At 60.7% G+C, this 19508-nt stretch carries 23 protein-coding genes and 1 other annotated feature; of the genes, 15 read left to right on the top strand and 8 right to left on the bottom strand.

Annotated elements, in window-relative coordinates; all coding sequences use genetic code 11:
* Positions 1 to 476 precede the first annotated feature (476 nt).
* The 6 genes from QZ326_RS13390 to QZ326_RS04880 all read left to right on the top strand — a co-directional run bounded on the left by QZ326_RS13390 (position 477) and on the right by QZ326_RS04880 (position 4936).
* Positions 477 to 572 (top strand): transglutaminase domain-containing protein, encoded by a 96-nt coding sequence (locus QZ326_RS13390; protein WP_365328385.1) that lies wholly within the window; start codon positions 477 to 479, stop codon positions 570 to 572.
* A 137-nt stretch (positions 573 to 709) separates the two neighbouring features.
* Positions 710 to 2461, top strand: coding sequence for an ABC transporter ATP-binding protein (locus tag QZ326_RS04900; RefSeq protein WP_295741992.1), 1752 nt, complete (start codon positions 710 to 712; stop codon positions 2459 to 2461).
* A complete protein-coding gene (locus tag QZ326_RS04895) occupies positions 2454 to 3251 on the top strand; it encodes an RNA-binding protein (RefSeq protein ID WP_295741989.1) in 798 nt (265 codons plus the stop codon). Before QZ326_RS04900 ends, QZ326_RS04895 begins: the two co-directional genes overlap by 8 nt.
* Positions 3252 to 3263: 12 nt before the next feature.
* Positions 3264 to 3461, top strand: a complete 198-nt coding sequence (locus QZ326_RS04890; RefSeq protein ID WP_295741986.1) for a DUF4177 domain-containing protein — start codon at positions 3264 to 3266, stop codon at positions 3459 to 3461.
* A complete protein-coding gene (locus QZ326_RS04885; protein ID WP_295741983.1) occupies positions 3458 to 3673 on the top strand; it encodes a DUF896 domain-containing protein in 216 nt (71 codons plus the stop codon). The genes QZ326_RS04890 and QZ326_RS04885 overlap by 4 nt, the downstream gene beginning before the upstream one ends.
* Before the next feature lie 3 nt (positions 3674 to 3676).
* Positions 3677 to 4936, top strand: coding sequence for a 5-bromo-4-chloroindolyl phosphate hydrolysis family protein (locus tag QZ326_RS04880; protein WP_295741982.1), 1260 nt, complete (start codon positions 3677 to 3679; stop codon positions 4934 to 4936).
* A gap of 158 nt (positions 4937 to 5094) precedes the next feature.
* On the opposite strand, the gene QZ326_RS04875 is transcribed toward QZ326_RS04880, so the two are convergent.
* Positions 5095 to 5538: a hypothetical protein gene (locus tag QZ326_RS04875; RefSeq protein ID WP_295741979.1), complete on the bottom strand. Its 444-nt coding sequence runs from the start codon at positions 5536 to 5538 to the stop codon at positions 5095 to 5097.
* On the bottom strand, positions 5525 to 5740 hold the full coding sequence (locus tag QZ326_RS04870) for a helix-turn-helix transcriptional regulator (protein WP_295741976.1): 216 nt from the start codon (positions 5738 to 5740) through the stop codon (positions 5525 to 5527). The genes QZ326_RS04875 and QZ326_RS04870 overlap by 14 nt, the downstream gene beginning before the upstream one ends.
* Before the next feature lie 163 nt (positions 5741 to 5903).
* Between QZ326_RS04870 and QZ326_RS04865 the strand changes: the two genes are divergently transcribed.
* Positions 5904 to 6887, top strand: coding sequence for a metal ABC transporter substrate-binding protein (locus QZ326_RS04865; RefSeq protein WP_295741972.1), 984 nt, complete (start codon positions 5904 to 5906; stop codon positions 6885 to 6887).
* A 244-nt stretch (positions 6888 to 7131) separates the two neighbouring features.
* The gene (locus QZ326_RS04860) at positions 7132 to 8517 is read left to right on the top strand and encodes a DUF1576 domain-containing protein (RefSeq protein ID WP_295741969.1); all 1386 of its coding nucleotides are present in this window, start codon (positions 7132 to 7134) and stop codon (positions 8515 to 8517) included.
* Between the two features lie 80 nt (positions 8518 to 8597).
* Here the strand turns inward: QZ326_RS04860 and QZ326_RS04855 are convergent, their stop codons facing one another.
* Together QZ326_RS04855 and QZ326_RS04850 are read right to left on the bottom strand one after the other, a co-directional pair.
* Positions 8598 to 9836, bottom strand: coding sequence for a tetratricopeptide repeat protein (locus QZ326_RS04855; RefSeq protein ID WP_295741966.1), 1239 nt, complete (start codon positions 9834 to 9836; stop codon positions 8598 to 8600).
* A 160-nt stretch (positions 9837 to 9996) separates the two neighbouring features.
* Positions 9997 to 11640, bottom strand: coding sequence for a hypothetical protein (locus QZ326_RS04850; protein WP_295741963.1), 1644 nt, complete (start codon positions 11638 to 11640; stop codon positions 9997 to 9999).
* Positions 11641 to 11854: 214 nt separating this feature from the next.
* Between QZ326_RS04850 and QZ326_RS04845 the strand changes: the two genes are divergently transcribed.
* The 3 genes from QZ326_RS04845 (at position 11855) to QZ326_RS04835 (ending at position 14099) form a co-directional block, all read left to right on the top strand.
* Positions 11855 to 12568, top strand: coding sequence for a hypothetical protein (locus QZ326_RS04845; RefSeq protein ID WP_295741960.1), 714 nt, complete (start codon positions 11855 to 11857; stop codon positions 12566 to 12568).
* A gap of 295 nt (positions 12569 to 12863) precedes the next feature.
* A complete protein-coding gene (locus QZ326_RS04840; protein ID WP_295741957.1) occupies positions 12864 to 13379 on the top strand; it encodes a M48 family metallopeptidase in 516 nt (171 codons plus the stop codon).
* A gap of 12 nt (positions 13380 to 13391) precedes the next feature.
* Positions 13392 to 14099 (top strand): IMP cyclohydrolase, encoded by a 708-nt coding sequence (locus QZ326_RS04835; RefSeq protein WP_295741953.1) that lies wholly within the window; start codon positions 13392 to 13394, stop codon positions 14097 to 14099.
* A 46-nt stretch (positions 14100 to 14145) separates the two neighbouring features.
* Here QZ326_RS04835 and QZ326_RS04830 read toward each other — a convergent pair whose 3' ends face one another.
* Positions 14146 to 14520, bottom strand: coding sequence for a zinc ribbon domain-containing protein (locus tag QZ326_RS04830; RefSeq protein WP_295741950.1), 375 nt, complete (start codon positions 14518 to 14520; stop codon positions 14146 to 14148).
* Between the two features lie 226 nt (positions 14521 to 14746).
* On the opposite strand from QZ326_RS04830, the gene QZ326_RS04825 reads away from it, so the two are divergent.
* Positions 14747 to 15691 (top strand): alpha/beta hydrolase, encoded by a 945-nt coding sequence (locus QZ326_RS04825; protein WP_295741947.1) that lies wholly within the window; start codon positions 14747 to 14749, stop codon positions 15689 to 15691.
* Here QZ326_RS04825 and QZ326_RS04820 read toward each other — a convergent pair.
* The gene (locus QZ326_RS04820) at positions 15672 to 16199 is read right to left on the bottom strand and encodes a putative ABC transporter permease (RefSeq protein ID WP_295741944.1); all 528 of its coding nucleotides are present in this window, start codon (positions 16197 to 16199) and stop codon (positions 15672 to 15674) included. The genes QZ326_RS04825 and QZ326_RS04820 overlap by 20 nt on opposite strands.
* A gap of 106 nt (positions 16200 to 16305) precedes the next feature.
* On the opposite strand from QZ326_RS04820, the gene QZ326_RS04815 reads away from it, so the two are divergent.
* Positions 16306 to 16878, top strand: coding sequence for a uracil-DNA glycosylase family protein (locus tag QZ326_RS04815; protein ID WP_295741941.1), 573 nt, complete (start codon positions 16306 to 16308; stop codon positions 16876 to 16878).
* Between the two features lie 125 nt (positions 16879 to 17003).
* Positions 17004 to 17570, top strand: a complete 567-nt coding sequence (locus QZ326_RS04810; protein ID WP_295741938.1) for a biotin transporter BioY — start codon at positions 17004 to 17006, stop codon at positions 17568 to 17570.
* Positions 17571 to 17623: 53 nt separating this feature from the next.
* On the opposite strand, the gene QZ326_RS04805 is transcribed toward QZ326_RS04810, so the two are convergent.
* Both QZ326_RS04805 and QZ326_RS04800 read right to left on the bottom strand, forming a co-directional pair.
* The gene (locus QZ326_RS04805) at positions 17624 to 17752 is read right to left on the bottom strand and encodes a hypothetical protein (protein WP_295741935.1); all 129 of its coding nucleotides are present in this window, start codon (positions 17750 to 17752) and stop codon (positions 17624 to 17626) included.
* 10 nt (positions 17753 to 17762) lie between these two features.
* The gene (locus tag QZ326_RS04800) at positions 17763 to 18317 is read right to left on the bottom strand and encodes a helix-turn-helix transcriptional regulator (RefSeq protein WP_295741931.1); all 555 of its coding nucleotides are present in this window, start codon (positions 18315 to 18317) and stop codon (positions 17763 to 17765) included.
* Between the two features lie 238 nt (positions 18318 to 18555).
* Positions 18556 to 18765: a binding site (T-box leader), on the top strand.
* 184 nt (positions 18766 to 18949) lie between these two features.
* Between QZ326_RS04800 and QZ326_RS04795 the strand changes: the two genes are divergently transcribed.
* Positions 18950 to 19508: class I tRNA ligase family protein (locus QZ326_RS04795; RefSeq protein WP_295741928.1), on the top strand; the 559-nt coding region annotated here is incomplete at its 3' end.

The raw sequence follows: 19508 nt of genomic DNA, 5'->3' as shown, positions 1-19508 counted from the left end.
TAATTCATACCGCTTCATGTCCCTATTTTTGCACTAACTCTTTATTTATACAATATTTATTTTTCAAACAGGGCCTAATCCAATATCGAAGACGGGTACGTGATGCTCCAGTTTACCTCGTCCACGTCTAAGAAATTGAAGGTGCAGGTCTCCGGCTCCACCCGGGATAAGCCCTACTACGATTTGAAGCCGGGGGAGTGGACCACCTTCCCGCTGTCCGACGGCAACGGCAGTTACAAGGTGACGGTATTTGAGAACACCACCGCCCAAAAGCACGCTAAGATGGTGTCGGTGAGCCTCCAGGTGACCCTTAGCAACGAGTTTGCCCCCTTCCCTACCCGCGCCCAATCAGTACGTGGACTACGAAGATGCCGCCAGCTGGCGGCTACCGTTCAGAGCGGCTACCTGCCGGTGCTAGACAACGTGCTGGCGGCCAAGAAAGGCATCTGCTTTGACTACGCCAGCCTGACGGCGGGATGCTCCGCAGCCTGGGGGTGCCCTGTAAGCTGGTGGTGGGCTACGCCGCCACCAGCAAACCGGCCTATCACACCTGGATCAGCGTGTGGACCTGAGAGACGTTCAAAATCGATAATATTGACAAGCTGGGGGACCGGAGCATCCGGTCCCTTTTCTTTTTTGCCCGTTGCGCTGGGGCGGAACTTGTGGTATCATAATATGCTGAATTGATATATCAAAAAGGAGTATTGACATGACCACCCGGGAGTTTCAGGAAAAATCCACCTTACAGATATTTTTCTCCTATTTCAGGCCCCACCGACGGCTCTTTCTCATGGATCTTGGCTGCGCACTGATGATCTCCCTTATCGACCTGGCCTTTCCCTACGTCTCCCGCTGGTGCATGTACGAGCTGCTGCCGAGAAGCGCCTATCAGACCTTCTTCGCCGTGATGGCGGTAGTGCTGGCGGCCTTTGCGCTGCGGGCGGTGCTGACCTACGTGATCTGCTACTGGGGCCACACTTTCGGCATCCTGGTGGAGGCGGACATCCGCCGGGACCTGTTTCGCCACATGCAGGACCTGAGCTTCGACTACTTTGACCGCAACCGCACGGGGCAGCTCATGAGCCGCCTGACGGCGGACCTCTTTGACATCACTGAGCTTGCCCACCACGGGCCGGAGGACGTATTCGTCTCCGGCGTCACCATCGTGGGGGCCCTGGTCATCATGTTCACCATCCAGTGGCGGCTGGCCCTGGTGATTGCCGTGATCCTGCCCATTTTCTTCCTAGTGGTCTGGACCTGCCGGAAATCCATGCAGGAGGCCTCGGCCCGGGTGAAGCAGCGCACTGCCGTTATCAACGCCGACATCGAGTCCGGCCTCTCCGGCATCCGCACCGCCAAGGCCTTTGCCAATGAGGAGACAGAGCTCAAAAAATTTGAGACCTCCAATGACAGCTTCAAGACCTCCAAGCGGCAGTTCCACAAGGCTATGGGCCGGTTTAACGCGGTGATGGAGTTTTTCCTCTGTATCCTCTCTGTGGCGGTCATCGCCGCTGGAGGCCTCCTGATCATGCGGGGGCAGATGGACACCGTGGATCTCATTACCTTCAGCCTGTATATCACCACCTTCGTCAACCCTGTCCGCAAGCTCTCTACCTTTGCCGAGCTCTTTGCCAACGGTACGGCGGGTTTGGGCCGCTTCATTGAGCTGATGCGGACAGAGCCCGCCATGCGGGACGCCCCGGACGCCTGCGCCTTAGGCCGGGTGGATGGCCGCATCGACGTGGACCATGTGAGCTTTGCCTATCAGGAGAACCTGGACGTGCTCCACGATGTGGACCTTCATATCCGTCCCGGGGAGACCGTGGCAGTGGTAGGTCCCTCCGGAGGGGGGAAGTCTACGCTCTGCCAGCTGATTCCCCGATTCTACGATGTGACGGACGGCGCCATCCGCGTCGATGGGCAGGACGTGCGCCAGGTGACCCAGGAGTCATTGCGGCAGAACGTGGGCGTGGTGCAGCAGGAGGTGTTTCTCTTCGCCGCCAGCATCCTGGAGAATATCCGCTATGGCCGCCCCGGGGCCTCCGAGGAGGAGGTGGCCCAGGCGGCGAGGCTGGCGGAGATCTACGACGATATCGCGGCCATGCCCGAGGGCTTCAACACCTACGTGGGGGAGCGGGGGGCCCTGCTCTCCGGCGGACAGAAACAGCGGATTTCCATTGCCCGCATCTTTTTGAAGAACCCGCCGGTGCTGATTCTGGACGAGGCCACGTCGGCCCTGGACAGCGTGACGGAGGCCAAGCTGCAGGAGACCTTTGAAAAGCTCTCCCAGGGCCGCACCACCATCATCATCGCCCACCGCCTCTCTACTGTCCGCAACGCCGACCGCATCGCCGTGGTGGAGGAGGGCCGCATCGCTGAGCTGGGCAGCCATGAGGAACTGATGGCCAGGGGCGGGGCCTATGCCGCCTTGGTCCGCACCCAAGAGCTGCGCCATGGATAAGGGACAGCTGCTGGACCGCCTGGGGGCCGCCGGAGAGGACCGGCTGGTCCTGGCGAAGATTCTGGACCGGGCGGAGCAGGCCGGAAACCGCAATATTCCAGCCGCCACGGATTTTCTCTCTCCCGTCCAGCTGGCCCAGGCGGGAGAGGCGCTGCGCCTGGCGGGCTTCCCCGAGACGGAGTATGCCGCCCTGGGGGGCTACGAGACGGCGGAACGCCGGCTGCTCCTCTTCCTGCCGGACTGGCTGGAGGCGGAGGACGCGGAGAGCCAGAGCCCCATCCGGTGTCTCCGGGCCGCCTTTCGGGCCGAATACAAGCTGACCCACCGGGATTTCCTGGGCAGTCTTATGGGGATGGGCATCGTCCGGGAAAAGGTCGGAGATATCCTGGTGGGGCCGGACAGCGCGGATTTGATTGTGCTGGACACCGTGGCGGACTTTCTGCTCCGGAGCTGGGACAGCGCCGGGCGGGCAAGGCTTACCGTCTCCGCCATAGAGCCGGACAACCTCCACATCCCGGCAGCGAGCTGCAAGGAGGCGCGGGACACCGTCTCCTCGCTGCGGCTGGACGCCGTGGCCTCCTCCGGCTTCCGCATGGCCCGGGGCAGGGCCGCCGCCCTCATTGAGAGCGGGAAAGTCCAGGTGAACTGGCGGGAGTGCACGAAGCCGGACAAGCTCCTCTCGGCGGGGGACACCGTCTCCGCCCGGGGCTTTGGGAAGTTTGAACTCAAAGAGGTGGGCGGCGTGACGAAAAAGGGCCGCACGTTCATTGTACTGCGGGTTTACGTCTGAGGAGGACAGGTTATGTTGGAGTATGCGTTTGAGAAAGTCTCCGCTGACCGGGGCTTTGTTGTGGGCAAGACACTGGGCCATCAGGAGATTATTGTGCGCCGCGCGGCGGAAGGCTGGCGTTATGTAAGCTGGATTCCTACCAAGCAGGTGAACGGCGCTGTGATGGAGCTGGAGTTGATTTTTGAGCGGGAACAGGGAGGACAGGCATGAACCAGCAGCAGATCGACCGCATCAACGCCCTGGCCAGGAAGGCCAAGACCCCAGAGGGGCTGACGCCGGAGGAAAAAGAGGAGCAGGCCGTCCTCCGCCGGGCCTATATCGACTCCGTGGTGGGGAATCTGAAAGGCCAGCTGGACAACACCGTCATTGTGGACCGGCAGGGCCGCCGGCGAAAGCTGAGAGAGAAAAAAGAGGGGGATTGAGCTATGGCGGAGCAGAGAAGGAACAACCATGACGACAGCTGGTTTCCCTGGGCGCTGATTATCTTCCTCTTTGTGATCAAGGTGTGGCCCATCGCCCTGGTTATGCTGTTCATCAAGCTCTTTGGGGAGGATGAGAAAAAGGAGCGGACGGCCCCGCCGCCCCTGCGCAAGCCCGTTCAGACCCAGCGGGGTCAGCCCATGGTCAAGCAGGCGGTCCGGGAGGGCGCCGCCTGGCAGGGGGACCCGGTGTCCAATCGGGCGGCTCCTATGTCCAAGCGAACGGCCCCGGCGGGGAAGGCCCGAACCGCCATGAAGAAGGCCGCCAAGTCCCCTGGAATGAAGAAATCCAACGCGTGGCTGCTGAAAATCGCCGGCGCGGCGCTGGCCCTGTTCGGCGTCATGGTGACGGGCGCTGCCATCGAGGATATGCTCTATATGTTCGACACGGTGCGCTGGTGGCTGCCGGAGATGCTCCAGGGTCTGGCTTTTCTGGCGGGCGGCGGGGCCATGCTGTTCAGCGGCTTTTCCATGGACAAGAGCTTAAACCGCTACGCCAAGTACCTCTCCGTCATGGGGGACCGGGAGGCGGTGCCCGTGGAGGAGCTCTCCCGGACCCTGGGCTATTCCCGGAGCCGGGTGGAGAAGGACCTCCAAAAGATGATCGACCGGGGGTACTTCGGCGGGAAGGCCTACCTCAATGTGGAGCTGGGTTACCTCTTCCGCAGCGGCCAGGCCGGAGCGGAATGGAGCCAGAGACAGCGGGAGACCCGGGCCGCCCAGACTCCGCCCACGCCCAAGGAGGCGGAGGAGGGGTACTCCGGCATCCTGCGGAACATTCGCCGGGCCAATGACCGCATCGCCGACCCCGTCCTCTCCGCCAAGATCGACCGGCTGGAGGAGATCACCGCCAAGATTTTCCGGGCGGTGGAGGAGGACCCCAAGAAGCGGGACAAGATCGACACCTTCTTAAACTATTACCTGCCCACTACACAAAAACTGCTGGACTCCTACGCCGAGTTTGAGGCCGCCGGGGTGGAGGGGGAGAACCTGCGCCAGGCCAAGGAGCGTATTGAGAGCACCATGGACGCCATTGTCAAGGGCTTTGAGCACCAGCTGGACGAGCTGTACAAGGCCGACGCCCTGGACGTGGACAGCGACATCCGGGTGATGGAGCACATGCTCCGCCGGGACACCGCCACCACAGAGGATGACTTCGGCCTGGGCGGCGGTACCGCCGTGCAGAGCCGGGAGGAGGAGGCGTAACCGCCGGAAATGGCTGAAAAGCTCAGGCTTGGGGCCGCCCTTTTCCAAGGGCGGCGGGGCCTGGGGCAAAGCGGTTTGGGTGGAGCCCATTCACTGTGTTGGTAATGAAAGAGAGGCGCGGGGAATACTCCCCCGCGCCTCTTTCACGTACTCTCCGGTCAGTATTTTTTGGACAGGCGGCGGTAGAAAAGCACCCCCGCCCCGTATTGGACGATGAGATACGCCGCCAGACACAGCACGATCAGGCGGGAATTCTCCACGATTTCCAGGGCGCCCAGCACGCCGAAGACCACGACGGCCGCCGCGCACAGCGCCATGCCCAGGAGCCACGCGTACCGCCCGGACTTGTCCCGCAGCATCTCCTTCCGCTCGTCCCGCAGGTCGATCTGCTCCTCCTCCAGCCGCTGGCGGTAGACCGCTGCGTTTTGGGGGCGGGTCCACTTCCGGTACCGGGCCAGCTGCACGACGCCGGAGCTCAGCATCCCCGCGCCGAAGCCCACGCAAAGGCTGCTGAGGCGGGTTTCCCACAGCAGCCCCGCCAGCAGGAAGACAAGCCCCAAAAGGGCGTAGGCCGCACCGCACCAAAGGTTACTCTTTTTCATCAGAACCGCTCCTCTCATGGATGAAAATTTCCTCAATGGGCAGGCCGAAAAAGTCCGAGATGGTGAAAGCCAGCTCCAGCGAGGGGTTGTACTTGCCGTTTTCAATGGAGCTCACCGTCTGCCGGGACACCCGGATGGCCCGGGCGAAGTCCTCCTGGTTCAGTCCCCGGGCCTTGCGCAGCTGCTCCACTTTATTTTCCATGTAAACACCTCCTGCAAAAATGTAAAGGACCCTTTACGGTATTTATACCACAGAAATAGGGCTATGTCAAGGAACCTTTACAAAAAACGGTGGTTGTTTTTTGCGGCGGGTGTGGTATACTCGCATTTGAAAATGATTCTCATATTTGAAAGAGGGACCGACATTGAAACGAATCATCGCGCTGGCGCTGCTGTGCGCTTATCTTCTGACGGCCTGCGCTCCGGCGGGGCAGGAGGCCGGAAAAGCGGAGAAGCTCCAGGTGGTGGCCACCATCTTCCCGGCCTATGACTTTGCCCGCTCCGCCGCCGGAGACCTGGCGGAGGTGACGCTGCTGCTGCCTCCGGGGGCTGAGAGCCACTCCTATGAGCCCACTCCGGCGGATATCCTGGCGGTGCGGGAGTGTGATTTGTTTGTGTATCTGGGCGGCGAGTCGGACCACTGGGTGGATACCATTCTGGACAACGTCGACTTTCAGGGCCGCTGCCTGCGGATGGTGGACTGCGTGGAGCTGCTGGAGGAGGAGACCCGGGAGGGGATGCAGGCCTCCCCCGGCCACAGCCACGGACAAGAAGAGCATGACCACGGGGGCCATGAGGGCCACGGTCTCGGAGAAGTAGTGGGCATGGATGAGCACGTCTGGACCGCCCCACGGAATGCCGCCGCTGTCACCCGGGCGGTGGGAGAGGCTCTGGCGGAGCTGGACGGGGCGCACGGAGAGGATTACCGGGCTAATGCGAAGGCCTGCGCCGCCCAGATCGGGGAATTGGACAGGGAATTTTCCGCCTTTTTTGACGGCCTGGACCGGCGGACCATCGTCTTTGGGGACCGCTTTCCCCTGCGGTACTTCGCCGAGGCCTACGATCTGGACTACTACGCCGCCTTCCCCGGCTGCGGGGCCCAGACGGAGCCCTCCGCGGCCACTGTGGCTTTTCTGACGGAGAAGGTGCGGGACGAGGGTCTGGGAACCGTGTGGTATATCGAGTTCTCCAACCACCTGGTGGCGGACGGTATCGCTGAGGCCGCCGGGGTGGACAGCGCCATGTTCCACACCTGTCACAATGTGTCGAAAGCGGACCTGGAGGCGGGAGCCACCTACCTCTCCCTGATGGAGGGGAATCTGGAGGCGCTGCGGGCGCGGATGCATTAGGCCTCGTTGAAAAATACCAAAACACCCAAACGACGGACCTTTTCCCGCCGCTTTGCGTTGATTTTCTCGCCATACACAGAGATGGCTGTGTCCAACCGCCTTGACCGGTGAAAAAAATCTCTCGCTGTTGAGCATTTCGCCATTGATCAAACAGGGCCTAAAAACCCGACAAGATTTTTCTTGCCAGTGGGTATTCTTTCATCTATAATGGACAATGAGAGAAGCGCGAAAGAGGGGAAACAGTGTGCACAATCGCTACGAGAAAATTTTTCCCGGCACCATAGCTGTGGCCGGCATCATGATCCTGCTGGGCATCCTGCTGGACGATCCTATGGAGATCCCCATCGGCCTCTACCATATCGTCACCATGCAGGACCTGCTGATTACGGATTACGTGTCCATCGGCGGCGTGGGTGCGGCGCTGGTGAACTCGGGCCTTGTGATGATCCTGTCCATCTGCCTCATCAAGCTGTCCAAAGACCCCTTCAACGGCTTTACCATGGTGGAGATGGGGCTGATGGCGGGTTTTTCCCTGTTTGGGAAGAATATATTGAATATCTGGCCCATTATACTGGGTACCTGGCTGTACGCCAAATACCAGCGGGAGCCCTTTTCCAAGCATGCGTCGGTGGCCCTGCTGGCCACGTCTCTGGCGCCGCTGGTGAGCTACATGGGTCTTGGCAGTATCCACGCCAGCCTGCCCTTGGGGATTTTTACCGGCGTGGTCATCGGTTTCATCCTGCCCTCCCTCTCGGCCTACACCTACAAGGTCCAAAACGGCATGAACCTCTACAACATGGGGTTTGCCTGCGGCCTTTTCGCTATGATGATCGTGCCCATCCTCACCGCCTTCGGTGACCATCCGGACTCCGCCATGTACTGGGCCACAGAGTATAACGGCACCTTCGCCATCATCCTGGGAATCATCTGCGCCGTCTTCATCCTGACGGGTTTTTTCGGTACGGGGATGCCCTTCTGGGCCGTCTGGGCCGGGTACCGGCGGCTGCTGTCCACTACCGGCCGGGCCCCCAGCGACTACCTGCGCATGTTCGGCGCGGGGCCGGTGCTGGTGAACACCGGCGTCAACGGCCTGATCGGCATGGCCTATATCTTCATCGTAGGGGGCCAGCTCAACGGGCCCACCCTGGGGGGCATCTTCACCATCATGGGCTTTTCCGCCTTCGGAAAGCATGCGCTGAACATCACCCCTGTCATGGTGGGCATTGCCCTGGGCGCCTACGGCATGCACTATACGCCGGACTATCCCGCTCTGCAGCTGGCGGGCCTCTTCGGCACCACTCTGGCCCCCATCTCCGGCCACTTCGGCTGGCCTTTCGGCATTCTGGCAGGCTTCATCCACTCGGCCCTGGTGCTCCAGACCGGTGGTCCCGTGGCAGGGCTGAACCTCTACAACAACGGTTTTTCCGGCGGACTGATCGCCATCGTCCTCTATCCCACCGTCACCGCCATTGTCCGCCACCGCAACCCCAAGCTGCGGGACCAGGACTACTACGACCTGTTTGAGGAGAGCGATCCCATCGACGTCTCCCGCTGGCGCACGGAGCAGGTGGAAGAGGACCGGAAGGAGGAGCCGATCCTGGAGCAGGACGTCCCGCCGGCGGCAGAGTGAACGTTTTTTCACCATAGTCAGCAGAAAGCGCCCGCAGCCATTGGCTCCGGGCGCTGTTTTATGCGGTTTCGGGAGTGGGATCACCGCCGGATCCACTTGCCGAAGAGGGTCTTCTTGTAGTGGAGCAGTTCCTCCTTGGCTTTGTCGAAATTTCCGGCCTTCTGGAGGTACTCCACGCCTTTTTTGATGTCCTCCGGCACACCCAGGCCCCGGGCGTAGATGCAGCCCCGCATATAGTCGGCCTCCCGGTTGGCCCAGTCCACCTCCTTTAGGAACTGGAGGGCTCTGCCGTAGTCCTGGGGAGTGCCCAGGCCGTAAAAGCAGCACTTGGCCAGGTAAAACACGCCCCACTTGTTCTGTCTCTCATAGTAGGCGAAGGAGAGGTGATGGAAGGCCTTGGCGTAGTCCTGCTGGACGCCCTCGCCCAGGAAGTAGGCCTTGCCCAGCATGTTGTTGGCCCCGGTATGGCCGGGGTCCCGGGCCAGCTCTTTTTCGTAGAAAGAGACGGCGCGGGCGGCGTCCTTCTCAACGCCCTTGCCGGCAAAATAGAGTTCGCCTACCTCATACCAGTCACCGGGGTTGCCGCCCTCGGCGGCCTGGGTGTGCCAGTGGAGGGCCTCCTCGTACTGCTCCGCCTTTTTCAGCTCATCGGCGTAGATGGATTGATGGATGGGGTGACCGTACTCCGCGCCAATCTTCCACAGGTCCTTCGCCTTCTCCGGCTGGGGGGCGATGATGTCCTCGTCGCCCTTGGTGTAATATTGATTGAGGTTGTTGGCGGCAAAGTAGACGCCGCCCCGGAAGGCCTTCCAGAACCAGTCCTCGCACTTGGAGATGTTCTCCATTAAGTAGGCCTTGAACTCCGCCTGACTGGGGAAGGAGTCCCTGCCCTTGTTCTGGATGCGCAGGAAGTCCCACCAGAAGTAGGAGTTGCCAACCACATACTGGGAGAAGGCGTCTCCATCCTTCGCCAGCTCCTCCGCCTGGTCAAAGGCCTGCTGGAGGCTCTCAAAGGGCATCTTCTTCTGCACTGACGGGGTCAGCTCCCCGCTGCGCAGGGCCACCAGCACGCCCAGGGCACTGCCCTGCTCCACGGACTTGTGGAGGAGCTGGGTGGCCCGGTCGTCATCCTCCGGGAAGCCGTGGCCCCGCCACACATACTGATACCCGCACAGGCAACGGGCCAGCACACAGCTGGCGTCCCCGTCCCCGTTGGCGGAGGCCCGCTCCAGCAGGGCGAAGGCCTCTTTGCCCCGTCCTGTCCGCTCATTGTAGTAGATGTCCTGGAGAGCCTGTTTTACCTCACTGCTCAATGCCATGTTGCAACACGATCCTTTCCTTTGATTTATAGTCAATGTGGTTTTCCGCGTTGACTCTATATGTAAGAGCGCCAAGGGAATATTTGGAAACCGGCCAAACGCCGAAGAATGGGGCGGCGGCCCCTGCGGTCTGGACTTCGGAGCATCCAGGCCTTTTGCTCTATTTCTGCTTCTCCATCTGTCTGGTATCGTCCCTCCAATCCGGGCCGCCGGGGAGGAAACTGCCGCCATAATAGGCCGTCAGCCAGGCCGCCGCCTGGCGGGAAGAGGTCCGCGCTTTAAAAAAGCGTAGCTTGTCCGGGTCCGGCCGGGCGGCCCTCACCGTACACCGGGCGTCGGATTTGTCCCCGGTCTCGATCTCCATCCACAGGAATTTTTTCCCCAGGGACAGGCGGACCTTCTGGTACGTCCCGTCCACAAGTCCTTCCGCCGCGATCTGGACGTCCTCCCGGGTGAAGGTGGTGTGGCGCTCCGCCGCGCCGCTGGCGTACAGCAGTGCCAGTTCATCCGGGGCCGCCTGCCGCCGGGCCTGGGGTCTTGCCTGGTTGGAGACACCGTAAACCCGCCGCAGCTCCCAGCCGCTCAGGTCCGGGGCCTCCCGGCGGAGCCAGGCCCGCAGGATATCCTCTGCCCGCCGGGCATCTGTGGCCAGCGCCAAGGCCAGATTCTGCTCCGCCCCGTTGGGCGCCAGCTCCAGCAGGAGCAGGACTTTCCGCTCATCTGCTGCCTCTTTCTGGATCAGGCAGTCCAGAGAGCGGAGGATCCGGCCTCCGCCTGCCACGGGGCGGGTGGGCGTCAGCTCAAAGCCGGTTTCCTCTCCGGCGAGACAGCGCTGCAGCTGCTCAGTCACCAGGGCGGCCGTGACCCGGGAGGTCACCTGGCCGTCCCGGCGCTTTAAGATCATGTCCTGCGGTCCGTCGCTGAGGAGCTCCTGCTGGGCCTTCTCCGAGGCGCGGCGGCTCTGCCGCTGGCGGAAGTCCCGTTCGAAGGCCTCCCGGCGGCTCTCGTCCATGGTCCAGAAGTCCATATTCTGGCTGTTGGAACCCCAGGCAGCCTCCGGCACCCGCAGGTGCAGGCACTCCGCCGCCGCCTGGAGGTCTTTGAGGCTTTTGAAGCTGGTAACGGTCCGCTGCCAGCGGTCGTCGATGAGCACCAGCTCCATATCGCGGCGGGTGCGGACGCCGGTCTGGGTGTGGTGCTGGTGGAGTTCGTTGACCACGAAGATTCCCCGGATGCGGTCGATCTTGTTCACGCTGTCTCCCAGGACCCACGTTTGCCCGACGCCCACAGGGCCAAACCACTGGGCGTGGTCCCTCAGGTCGTTGTCCACCATGGCGAAAAGCTCTTCCACCGGCGGGGCCTCGTCCGGGTAGGCCAGCTGGCTGCGGATAGATTGGGCCAGGGCGCTTTTTGCCGGGAAGAAGGCGTCCCGGATGGCGGCATAGGCGAGATACAGCCCGCCGATGAGAAACAGGGGACCACCCACACCGCAGAGGGCCAAGGTCACATAGTCCATAGTGTCCCAATAGGTTCGGTCCTGCCGCAGACCCACGGGGAGCATATACACCAGCGCACCGCCCACCGCCAGCACCAGCAGCGCCCAGATCAGCCAGGTGAGCCGCTTTCGGGTGCGGCTGAGGCAGTAGCCCTCCGCCTGGCCGTGGGGGTTGTTTTTTTCCTGGATGTACAGTAAAGCCAAGATGACGGGGACGGCGAAGAGCCGCAGAGCCGCCGCCAACAGTACATAGATCACCACATTCCAGGGCCAGCGCAGAAAGCCGCCCTTTTTCTCTTTTGAAGCCATATGGACCTCCTCTTCCGCCCTCTGCCGGGCGGGTGCTGATGGAATCATTTTACCAGCGGCAGGGCCGTTTGTCCAGACCGGCGGCATAGTCTTCATGTTGGGATTCCGGCTCTTTATTGCCGTTCTTAATATACTGTATGATATCGTCCACCTCACAATTTATAGCAATCCAATAAAATAGCAGGGTGTAGAATGTTATCAGAAAGTGATAGCAATGTTACATAATGAGACGCGCAAACTACTGGTAGAGGCATATGAACAGACCCACGACGCGCAGACAGTGGGAAAGTGTTTCCAGGTGAGTACGGGCACAGTGTATCGTTTGAGCGGACAAATGAAGAAAATTGGCAGTGTAGATCTGCAAACCAGTCAGCGAGGAAGGAAACCGGCCCTGACAGAGGAAGACTTGCAGGCTATTGACCATCTAATCATAGTCCAGCCGGATATCACAATTGACGGGATCACCGAAAAGCAGGGACTGTCTGTCAGTAACAAAACGGTGCGAAAAGCCGTGATCGGGTTGGTGATGTTTACAAAAAGAAGTCCTTTTACGCGGCAGAGCGGGAGCGTGTTCGATGTTGTGGCAGTGAGAAAAGCCTGGAGTGAAATGATAACGCAATGCGAAGCGGATAGACTGGTATTTCTGATGGAAAGCGGCGTAAACACGGACTTGAACCGCCGCTATGGGCGGGCCATTGGCGGGGATCAGTCAGTAGGCAAGACTCCCTTGAATACGCCTGCCAATACCACGATTCTTTCCTCCATAGGACTCAATAGCGAGACTGCCTATACGATTTACAGAGGTGGAACGACCCGCGAAAAATTTCTGGACTATCTTAAGAATACGCTCATTCCTACGCCGCACGAAGGGGATATTGTCGTGCAAGAATTATGGGTCGTGTCAAGAATTCCTGTAAAGATTTTATAATTTCCAGCCCTAACCTTATGTAACTCGGCAAATGGCGGCAAAGCCTTGATTTTCAGGCGTTTCCGCCATTTGCCGTTTGGGAGAGTTCTTCGCATATCTCGGCGCATCCCGGCGTGACTTTGCGCTGAAACGTAGTACGGAAGTAGTAAAAGCGGCATTTGCTGGAGAGCGGCGAGCCGCGCTTTGCGCGGCATCCATGGGGGCTTTGCGCCCACACCCCTGCAAGATTTTTGAAAAGGGCTTGACAAAAAACTTTTGACTTGCCTTTTCCCCGTCACCATGCTATGCTTTCACCATGGAACCATATGAATTGATCCGCTCCCGCCGGAAAACCCTGGCGCTGGAGATTACAGGGGACTGCCGGGTGGTGGTGCGGGCCCCCATGCGCATGTCGGAAAAACGCATCCAGGCCTTTGTGGAGCGCCATGAGGACTGGATTATCCAGCATTTGGAGCGCCAGCGCCAAAAGGCTGCCGCCCTGCCGCCGCCCCCCACCGCAGAGGAGATCGAGGCCATGAAGGCCCGGGCCCGGGCGGAGCTGCCGCCGAAAGTGGCATTCTGGAGCGATAAAATGGGCTTGATCCCCACCGGTTTCAAGGTCACCACGGCGAAAAAGCGCTACGGCAGCTGCAGCGGGAAGAACAGCCTGTGCTTCTCCTGCTTTCTCATGAACTGTCCGGAGGAGGCCGTGGAGCTGGTGGTGGTCCATGAGCTGTGCCACATCCGGGAGAAGAACCACGGCCCCCGGTTTTACGCGCTGCTTGCGCAGTACCTCCCCGACTGGCAGGAGCGGAAAAAACTTTTGAGATAAGGAGAGACGCCCATGGAACTGCTGGACCTCACCAAACTGCTGGAGGGAAATCCCTACCCCGGCCGGGGCATCGTCCTGGGCCGCAGCGCCGACAACCGCTTTGCCGTGGCGGCCTATTTCATCATGGGCCGCAGTGAGAACTCCCGGAACCGGATTTTTGTCCCCACGGAGGACGGCATCCGCACCCAGGCCCACGATCCCTCCAGAATGACCGATTCCAGCCTCATCATCTACCATCCCGTCCGCCGGGCGGGCCGGGGGCTGGTGGTCACCAACGGCGACCAGACCGACACGGTCCGGGACTGCATCCTGGCCGGCAGGACCTTTGCCGAGGCCCTGCATACCCGGGAGTTCGAGCCGGACGCACCCAACTACACCCCCCGCATCTCCGGTCTTCTGAGCCCCGACGGCAGTTTCAAGCTGTCCATTCTCAAGAGCGCCGATGGCGACCCGGCCTGCTGCTGCCGTTACTTCTACACCTATGACCATCCCCTGGCCGGGGAAGGCCGCTTCATCCACACCTATATGGGCGACGGCAATCCCCTGCCCTCCTTCGAGGGGGAGCCGGAGCGGGTGATTTTGGACGCTCCTGACGCGGAGGCTTTGGCGGACCGGATGTGGGCCGCGCTGAATGGGGACAACAAGGTCTCCCTCTTTGTGCGGTACACTGATCTTGCGGACGGTACGGAGCAGGACGCCATCCGGAATAAAAAGGCATAAAAAAGGGTCCCGGCCTGTAAGGCCGGGACCCCTTTATGTACTCGAATTATTCCATGGGTGCGCCGCAGTGGGGGCAGAACTTGCTGTCGCTGACAGCGCCGCAGATGGGGCACGCTTTCTCGCCTCCGGGGATGTCCGCCGCGGGCTCCTCCCGCACGGGCTTGCTGGCCTCCAGCTCTGCGATCTTGGCCTTGGAGGCGTTGACGGCTTCCACCAGATCCCGGACCGCGTCGGGAATCTCGCCCGAATACTCGCTGACAAACCACTCGCCGATGGTACGGTAGTTCTTGTCCATCTCCCGCTGCTCTCCGGCGATGGCCACGTTGACCTTCGCCAGCTCCGCGGCGTCTCTCGCCTTGTCCGCCGCCACGGCGGCCATGTCCTTCGCCTTTTTGGTCAGCTCGTCAAAAGTAATTGCCATATTTTGAAACCCCTTTCAGTATGATAAGCCTGCGTTTTATTTTTCCTGTGATGGTATCAGTATACTCCAACTCTTGGTCAAAAGCAACAGAATTTCAGTTTATTTACAGTTCGTTTTCATCCTGTTCACGGATTGTCCCCGCTGAAAACAGGAATCAGGGCTGGTGTTTTTTCCCTGGGTGTGGTATGATTGATAAAATAAATTATGTATCAGGAGGTCCGATCTGATGGTGCGCAGCGAATTTACCTTTCCTTCCGCCGACGGAAAGACCGCCATCCACGCAGTGGAGTGGCTGCCGGAGGGCCGGCCCAGGGCGGTTTTGCAGATCTCCCACGGCGTGGCGGAGTATATCCTCCGGTATGAGCCCTTTGCGGAGTACCTCACCGCCCGTGGCTTTGTGGTGGCGGGCCACGATCACCTGGGCCACGGCGGTTCCGTGGCTCCCGGCGGGGCGCGGCTGTACTTCGGTCCCAAGGGCAGCTGGAACTGGGTGGTGGAGGACATCTACACCCGCTACAATCTGCTGAAAAAACAGTTTCCGGATATCCCCCTCTTCCTGCTGGGGCACTCCATGGGCTCCTTCCTGGCCCGGACATACCTGATCCGCTACCCCGGTACCGTGGACGGGGCCATCATCATGGGCACCGGACAGATGTCTCCCGCCCTGGTGGCCGGCGGCAGGGCCGTGGCCGCCCTGGAGCGCCGGCGGGTGGGGGAGGATCAGACCTCCCCCATGGTGGACAAGCTGGCCTTCGGGGCCTACAACAGGCGGTTCGCCCCCAACCGCACCGGCTTTGACTGGCTGTCCCTGGACCCGGAGAACGTGGACCGCTACATTACCGATCCCCTCTGCGGCGGAAACGCCTCTGTGGGTCTCTTCCGGGAGATGCTGCGGGGCCTGCGCTTCATCGCGAAACCCGAGAACCTGAAAAAGATGAACGCCAACACGCCCGTCCTCTTTGCCTCCGGCGCCATGGACCCGGTGGGAGACTGCGGCAAGGGCGTCCGGCGGGCTTACCGCAGCTTTCAGAAGGCCGGGGTTCGGGATGTGTCCATTCAGCTCTATCCGGAGCTGCGCCACGAGATTTTGAACGAGGCCTGCCGGGAGGACGTCTGCCGGGACCTGTACCAGTGGCTCAGCGGGAAGCTGGCTAAATGCTCCAGCCCGTGATTCGCAGTTCTTCCACATCGTGCGTGACCCATAAAAACCGGGCGGAACACACCGCATCCACGGAGAACAGCAGCAAAAACCCAAAGGTGGCCCAGGTGGGAATGGCCGCCGCCAGGGAGGCTACCAGCGGGTGGACGTACCAGACGGTCAGCGCCGTCAGCATGCCCCAGGCCAGGGTGAAGGGCAGGCAGACCCGCCCCCCCAGGCTGCCGGGCATACGGGAGTAGTCCCAGAATTCCACCCCCAGAAAGGTCTCATAGGCCCAGTGGACGGCGTACTCCACCGCCGTGGCCGCCGCCGCGCCGGAGACCATCAGCCAGGGTCCCTGCCGCCAGGATGGGGGCAGGGCCAGCACCGCCAGCATCCCCAGGCCGTACACCGGGCACAGCGGCAGCAGCAAAAAGCACTTCCGCTCCCGGCGCTCCGCCCGGGTGGCTGCCGCGAAGGCCCGTTCCACCAGATATCCTCCAAAGCTGTAAATCCAAAAAAACCAGAGTAAGTCTGTCATAAATCCAACCTCCAGCATCCATTGTTTCCCCTGGGTTGGCGGAATATCCCGGTTTTCCGCTGGCAGATTTTCCATGGTATAATCAAGAGAGAAAGAGGTCATCCATATGCCGGATAGTTGGGAATCTTTGAGACAGGAGTGTCTCCAATGCCGGGGCTGTGCTCTGGCGGAGACCCGCACCAACGTGGTCTTTGGCGACGGTGCCATAGACGCGGAGATCCTGTTCGTGGGCGAGGGCCCCGGACAGCACGAGGACGAGCAGGGCCTCCCCTTTGTAGGCCGGGGCGGCCAGCTGCTGGACGATATGCTGGAGATGATCGGCCTGGACCGTACCAAGGTCTACATCGCCAATGTGGTGAAGTGCCGTCCGCCCCAGAACCGGGACCCGCTGAACGTGGAGGAGGACGCCTGCATCGGCTACCTCCGGCGGCAGATGGCCCTGCTGCGGCCTAAGATCCTGGTGTGTCTGGGCCGGATTGCCGCCAAGGCCATCATCAAGGACGACTTCAAAATCACAAAGGAGCACGGCCAGTGGTTTGAGCGGGACGGTGTGCAGATGACCGCCGTTTACCACCCGGCAGCCCTGCTGCGGGATCCCCGGAAGCGGCCGGAGACTTTTGAGGACCTGAAGGGCATCCAGGCAAAGGCCCGGGAGCTGTGTACCCATACAGATATTTGAAAACCGGAGGGAGGACCTGGTCCTCCCTTCGCTCTTTCACGATTGTAAACCTATTAAAAAATTATGGTTGACAATTGCGGTAAAATACGGTATTCTGTTCCCAAGACAAAAAGGAGGTATTTCCTATGGTTTCCAAAGACGCTGCCGCGCCCCGGTTCCGGACGCTGGACCTGGCATACATCGCCCTGTTCGCCGTGCTGATGGCCGTGTGCGCCTGGATTTCTACCCCCAAAACACCGATCTCTGTGCCTTTCACCCTTCAGACCTTTGCCATGTTCGCCGCCCTGACCACCTTGGGGGGCCGGCGGGGACTGTGGGCCGTGGCGGTGTATCTGCTGATGGGCCTGGTGGGCCTGCCAGTGTTCACCGGTTTCCAAGGGGGGGCCGGCGTGCTGCTGGGCACCACCGGCGGCTACATTATTGGATTCATCGGCTCTGCCCTGGTATACTGGCTGGTGACCGCGAAGCTGGGGAACAAGCTGCCTGTGGTGGTCTGCGGATGCCTGTTGGGACTCCTGGTCTGCTACGCCTTCGGCACCGCCTGGTTCCTGGCGCTGTATACCGCCACAAAAGGTCCCATCAGCCTGGCGGCGGCTCTGGCCGCCTGCGTGGTTCCCTTTGTGGTGCCGGATCTTTTGAAGCTGGCCTTGGCGGTGCTGGTGTCCCGCCGGGTGGGAAAATACCTGAAATGATTGAAAGAGAGCGGGTCCGGCTTTGCCGGACCCGCTCTCTTTCACAGAGGTTTTTACTTCTCTGTCCTTTTTCGCAGCTGCTCCTCCACGGTTTTCAGCCCCTTTACACACAGGTACACGGCCACAGCCAGAAGCCCCAGCCCTCCGGCAAAGTGGTCTTTTCCCCTGTTCCGGTCCGTCATGACGCGCCTCCTATTTCAGATATTGGTAGGCCAGCAGCAGCCGGGCGGTGCTGTTGGTCATGTTTACAAATTCGTAGGGCCGGTCGGCGGCGAAACGCAGGGCGTCCCGCTCCATGAGCTGGAACTCCTGATCCTCCGCCGTCAGGCTCACTGTGCCGGACATCACCGTGGCGTGGCACACACAGCCGGGCACTGACAGCTCCGGCCGGTAGTGAGCGCTGATGTACAGGTCCAGAAAAAAGCTCTCCTGCCGGGTGACGCCGTCATAGGGCATGGAGGGCCGCAGCAGCACCTTGCCACCGTCCAGCCGCTTGGGAATATTGTCCGGCTCCCGGCTCAGCAGCAGGGAGGCGAAATCGTCGTTTTCCAGCAGGATCTCCGCCGGGACCTTCAGCGCCTCCGCCAGCTTGCCCAGAATGGCTACGGAGGGGTTGGCTTCCCCCCGCTCAATCTGGCTGAGCATGCTGCGGGATACCCCGGACAGCGCCGCCGTCCGCTCCAGGCTCAGTTTTTTGCTCTTTCGGATGCGCTTGATATTTTCCGCGACAGCGCGGTTTAACTCCATGGGAATGCCATCCTCTCCATAGGATTTCCAATATAATGAATGATTGTCCCCTTATAGTAAACGCTCTGTCGAAGTTTGTCAAGGAGAAAAGCGCCGGCTCCGCGGAGATCCACTTTCAAAAATTGCGTGTGGTTTGGGTGGGGGCTGTCCCCCCGTTTCAAATCAATTTCCCCAGAGATTTCCCACCGCCTCTTGACAAAACGGGAAACTCCCCGTAAAATAGCGCTGGTATAGAATCCAAAAGACCTTGAAGGGAAGAAAGACGGGACCTCCCGCCTCCAGAGAGCCGGCGGACGCTGCGAGCCGGTGGGGGAGTCCCGTGGATGACTGCTCCCGGAGTCTCCCGCCTGAATCCAGTAGGGCGGGACGGTTTGGCCCCGTTACAGGCCGTAAGGGCTCTCTTGCGGGAGCTGAACAGGGTGGTACCGCGTGATTCCACGCCCCTGGCCGTCTGGCTGGGGGCGTTTATCTGTTCCTGAAGGGGATGGGCCCCTGCAAGGCCGGTTTTTTCTTGCCCTGACGGGCGGGGAGGATTCAGCCATGAGGATGGCTGGGCAATGCACCCCCGTCCCCGCCTCAAAGAGGCTTATTCTAATAAACCATTGTGATTTACAATAAAGGAGAGCATATCAATGAAGTACAATTTCACCGCCATTGAGAAGAAATGGCAGCAGAAGTGGCTGGAGGAGAAGCCCTTCACCGCCGTCACCGGCGACAAGACAAGGGAGAAATTCTTCGGCCTCATCGAGTTCCCCTACCCCTCCGGCCAAGGCCTTCACGTGGGCCACGCCCGGCCCTTTACCGCCATGGACATCATCTGCCGCAAGAAGCGGATGCAGGGCTTCAATGTCCTCTTCCCCATCGGCTACGATGCCTTCGGCCTGCCCACGGAGAACTACGCCGTCCAGCACAAGATCCATCCCGCCAAGGTCACCCGCGACAACGTGGAGAACTTCCGCAAGCAGCTGCACATGCTGGGCTACTCCTTCGATTGGGACCGGGAGGTGAACACCACCGACCCGGATTACTACAAGTGGACTCAGTGGATCTTCCTCCAGATGTTCAAGAAGGGCCTTGCGTACAAGGCCTCCATGCCCGTGAACTGGTGCACCAGCTGCAAAATCGTCCTGGCCAATGAGGAAGTGGTGGAGGGCGTGTGCGAGCGCTGCGGCGGCGAGGTCATCCGCAAGG

This window comes from uncultured Oscillibacter sp. (assembly GCF_910587525.1).
Classification (GTDB): Bacteria; Bacillota; Clostridia; order Oscillospirales; family Oscillospiraceae; genus Oscillibacter.
Note: the sequence above shows the minus strand (reverse complement) of the source record. Positions and strands in the feature narration are given on the sequence as shown.

Excerpts from the sequence above, each read along its gene's own strand:
- QZ326_RS13390 (WP_365328385.1), top strand. The coding sequence starts at position 477 with ATGCTCCGCAGCCTGGGGGTGCCCTGTAAGCTGGTGGTGGGCTACGCC.
- QZ326_RS04900 (WP_295741992.1), top strand. The coding sequence starts at position 710 with ATGACCACCCGGGAGTTTCAGGAAAAATCCACCTTACAGATATTTTTC.
- QZ326_RS04895 (WP_295741989.1), top strand. The coding sequence starts at position 2,454 with ATGGATAAGGGACAGCTGCTGGACCGCCTGGGGGCCGCCGGAGAGGAC.
- QZ326_RS04890 (WP_295741986.1), top strand. The coding sequence starts at position 3,264 with ATGTTGGAGTATGCGTTTGAGAAAGTCTCCGCTGACCGGGGCTTTGTT.
- QZ326_RS04885 (WP_295741983.1), top strand. The coding sequence starts at position 3,458 with ATGAACCAGCAGCAGATCGACCGCATCAACGCCCTGGCCAGGAAGGCC.
- QZ326_RS04880 (WP_295741982.1), top strand. The coding sequence starts at position 3,677 with ATGGCGGAGCAGAGAAGGAACAACCATGACGACAGCTGGTTTCCCTGG.
- QZ326_RS04875 (WP_295741979.1), bottom strand. The coding sequence starts at position 5,538 with ATGAAAAAGAGTAACCTTTGGTGCGGTGCGGCCTACGCCCTTTTGGGG.
- QZ326_RS04870 (WP_295741976.1), bottom strand. The coding sequence starts at position 5,740 with ATGGAAAATAAAGTGGAGCAGCTGCGCAAGGCCCGGGGACTGAACCAG.
- QZ326_RS04855 (WP_295741966.1), bottom strand. The coding sequence starts at position 9,836 with ATGGCATTGAGCAGTGAGGTAAAACAGGCTCTCCAGGACATCTACTAC.
- QZ326_RS04850 (WP_295741963.1), bottom strand. The coding sequence starts at position 11,640 with ATGGCTTCAAAAGAGAAAAAGGGCGGCTTTCTGCGCTGGCCCTGGAAT.
- QZ326_RS04845 (WP_295741960.1), top strand. The coding sequence starts at position 11,855 with ATGTTACATAATGAGACGCGCAAACTACTGGTAGAGGCATATGAACAG.
- QZ326_RS04840 (WP_295741957.1), top strand. The coding sequence starts at position 12,864 with ATGGAACCATATGAATTGATCCGCTCCCGCCGGAAAACCCTGGCGCTG.
- QZ326_RS04835 (WP_295741953.1), top strand. The coding sequence starts at position 13,392 with ATGGAACTGCTGGACCTCACCAAACTGCTGGAGGGAAATCCCTACCCC.
- QZ326_RS04830 (WP_295741950.1), bottom strand. The coding sequence starts at position 14,520 with ATGGCAATTACTTTTGACGAGCTGACCAAAAAGGCGAAGGACATGGCC.
- QZ326_RS04825 (WP_295741947.1), top strand. The coding sequence starts at position 14,747 with ATGGTGCGCAGCGAATTTACCTTTCCTTCCGCCGACGGAAAGACCGCC.
- QZ326_RS04820 (WP_295741944.1), bottom strand. The coding sequence starts at position 16,199 with ATGACAGACTTACTCTGGTTTTTTTGGATTTACAGCTTTGGAGGATAT.
- QZ326_RS04815 (WP_295741941.1), top strand. The coding sequence starts at position 16,306 with ATGCCGGATAGTTGGGAATCTTTGAGACAGGAGTGTCTCCAATGCCGG.
- QZ326_RS04810 (WP_295741938.1), top strand. The coding sequence starts at position 17,004 with ATGGTTTCCAAAGACGCTGCCGCGCCCCGGTTCCGGACGCTGGACCTG.
- QZ326_RS04805 (WP_295741935.1), bottom strand. The coding sequence starts at position 17,752 with ATGACGGACCGGAACAGGGGAAAAGACCACTTTGCCGGAGGGCTGGGG.
- QZ326_RS04800 (WP_295741931.1), bottom strand. The coding sequence starts at position 18,317 with ATGGAGTTAAACCGCGCTGTCGCGGAAAATATCAAGCGCATCCGAAAG.